Source organism: Flavobacterium sp. (assembly GCF_043773265.1).
In the GTDB taxonomy this organism is placed as follows: Bacteria; Bacteroidota; Bacteroidia; order Flavobacteriales; family Flavobacteriaceae; genus Flavobacterium.
In genome coordinates this window covers 1-2,794 of the sequence record NZ_JAYVFH010000230.1, presented here as the reverse complement: position 1 = coordinate 2,794, position 2,794 = coordinate 1, and the positions used below count along the sequence as shown (strand labels likewise).

At 32.7% G+C, this 2,794-nt stretch carries 2 protein-coding genes; both read right to left on the bottom strand.

Features of this window, described 5'->3' with window-relative positions; all coding sequences use genetic code 11:
• Window positions 1-121: 121 nt before the first annotated feature.
• Window positions 122-1,741 carry a DUF1501 domain-containing protein gene (locus ACH2BO_RS12375; RefSeq protein WP_395045043.1) on the bottom strand — a complete coding sequence of 540 codons (1,620 nt, stop codon included), beginning with the start codon at window positions 1,739-1,741 and terminating at the stop codon, window positions 122-124.
• 18 nt (window positions 1,742-1,759) lie between these two features.
• Window positions 1,760-2,794, bottom strand: a 1,035-nt coding sequence (locus tag ACH2BO_RS12370; protein WP_395045042.1) for a DUF1800 family protein, incomplete at its 5' end; no start/stop codon positions are given.

Below are 2,794 nucleotides of genomic sequence, written 5' to 3'. Positions count from 1 at the left end.
TAAAAACTGCTAAAGAGAAAAAAGAGGAAAAACGCGAAAAGAAAAATGCTCCTAAAAGAGATTAATTTAAAAAAAACCTTTCTAAAATTAGAAAGTTTTTTTTTGATATATTATCAAATGATTATTGAAAAATCAATTTCTTGAAATAATCATTATTATTAAATTTTAATCTAAGAATGTATGTTCCTGATGCTAAATAATTATTTACAAAAAAACTAAGTTGATTGCCATCAATTTGAAATTCATTTTCGTAAATTTTTATTCCTTGAACATTTGACAAAACTACATTTATTTTTGTTGTAATTAAATTTGTAAATCGAATATTGACTTGACTGTTAACAACCGGATTTGGGTAAACAACAAAAATACTATCGTCATTTTCATCTTTATTAACAACAACTGGAGTTTTTGACTTGAAAATTGGCAATTTTTCGAATTTTGAACCCAAAACTGTTGTCGATTGCTCTTCGGTCATACACAACCAATCTTGCATAATTGTCGCATAAATTTGTCTAAAATCAAATTGCATTGGCACTTGGTCTTCGACATCGGCACTAGTTGGTAAAAGCGGCGAAGTTCCAATCATTCCAGAAACTGGATAGGGCGAACCAGCAACATTACTTGCGCCAACATTCAACGAATCGCCAAAGAAAATTATTGGTGCACCTGCACCATGATCGGTTCCTAAACTGTCGTTACTTTTTATTCGTCGACCAAACTCGCTAAAAGTCATTCCCGATACTTTTTCTGATTTACCTATAATTCTTAAATCTTGTTGAAAAGCTGCGATAGCATCTGATAAAATTTTAAGATTTTCAGCTTGTTTTCCTAATTTTCTATCTGCTTCGGTAACTTGAAACTCGTGCGTATCGTGCGTTTTTGGATGATTGACAACATAAATTGGCGTTTTCAATCCGCCATTAATTAATCTAGCAACAATTTTTAGTTGATTTGCTAATTTATTTTCACTAGGATAAACAGCCGATTGTAGTTTAGGAACATTATATGCTTTTTGAATAGTTTCACGATAAACATTACTTTGATCTTTCATTAACCTAAGGAATGTTAACTCTTTTCCATAATCAGAATTGGGTGCAGGATCGGTTGTTGCATTGACAACATTTAATAAATCTTCGGGTTTCGGAACGCTATATGCCAAGTTTATTCCTGGACCTTGAAGCAAAAATGGCAATGTGGAACCAATCTGAATCGCTAATGGATCTGGCATTTCGGTATTTGGGTAACCAACAGGAAAATTAGGAAATTTATTGTCCAAAGCACGACCCAACCAACCTGTTTGCAATGATTTATCAGAATCTGATGCTGTGAACCAAATATCGGTAGAACGAAAATGACTGTAACTTGGGTTTGGATAGGTAACACCTTGTACAATCATCATTTGTCCGTTGTTGTACATTTTTTGCATTTCGGACATTGCCGGATGAAAACCTGTTGAATTATTGAGATTCAATTTTAAAATGTCATTCTCGGGCATTAATATATTTGGTCTTGCTGCCAATAATTTGTCATATTGATCAATCGGAAAAACAGTATTCAACCCGTCGTTTCCGCCATTCATTTGAATAATAACTAATATTTTTCCGCATTCTTGTGCTGCATTTGCAAGCATATTTAGATTGGAACTTTCGATTTGTGACGATGCCAAAACCGGAATATGATTGAATAATAATGGTGCTGTCGATGCTAATGCGGTTGTCTTTAAAAATTTTCTTCTTTCCATTTTTTAAAATTATTAAAGTTACATTAATTGGTATTCTGCATATTCGACAATAGTTAATAACATTGCATAAAGCCTAACTTCAACAATATTTTTTAAATCTACATCAGCCGGATTTGATTTATAGTCGTACCAGGCGCCAGTCCAATATCCATCAGATACTTGACCTCTTAATAAGGATTGGTTTTTAATTTCATTTTTTACATCTTGACCTAAATCAATTGGCAATAAATATTTTATACATTCGTCAATTAACGCATTTGGATTACCGCAAATGGTGTCGTCAAATTGATTTACAAATGCAATTTTATCGACTTCGATTCTTGTTGTTAAACCATTATCCGTTTTATTAAAACCATAAAAAAGATATTGCATTAAACCGTATCGGCGTTGAATTGAGTTAGAGTTTATCCAATATTCATGAAAATTTGGTTTTTGATAAAATGCCTGCCAACCAGCAACGCTCGGAATTTTTCCCATAGCCTGCTCCATTTCGAATAACGTATAATTGAAAAGTTTCAAAATTTCGTATTGCGCTTCGTGATTGGTAGCGTCAGAAACATTATAATTAATATTGAAAGTTCGCAAACTGCCAAGAATTATATCAAATGGGCTTTTGATATAAACGCCACGATTCGCCATATCGTAGAAATGTTTGCTTTTAAAAAGTTTTTCTAAAACTGGTTTTATGTCCCAGTTATTTGCTACAAAATGTTGTGCAAGTGGCGTTATTACATTGGTTTCTATATTATCATCAATATCATAATAAACAAAAAATCTATACAGTCGCCTGCAAATATACTCAGACACAATTTTTTCTATTTTGAAAATCATGTCAATAAATAAATCCAATTCAGCTGCGCCAGAATTTGGAATTTGGGTATTATTAAAAAAAGTAGAAAATATTTTTATGCTTTCATCGTGTAGTTCAGGCCTAAAAACAGTACTTTCATTTGAAGTGTTTAGGTTTTCTACCCGCCAACCTGTTAAAACTTTTGCGGCTTGAATAACGTCCGCTTGCGTATAGGTTGCCGTAGCATCTTTACCGAGTGTGAA

Coding starts and splice junctions, on each gene's coding strand:
- ACH2BO_RS12375 (WP_395045043.1), bottom strand. CDS start 1,741: ATGGAAAGAAGAAAATTTTTAAAGACAACCGCATTAGCATCGACAGCA.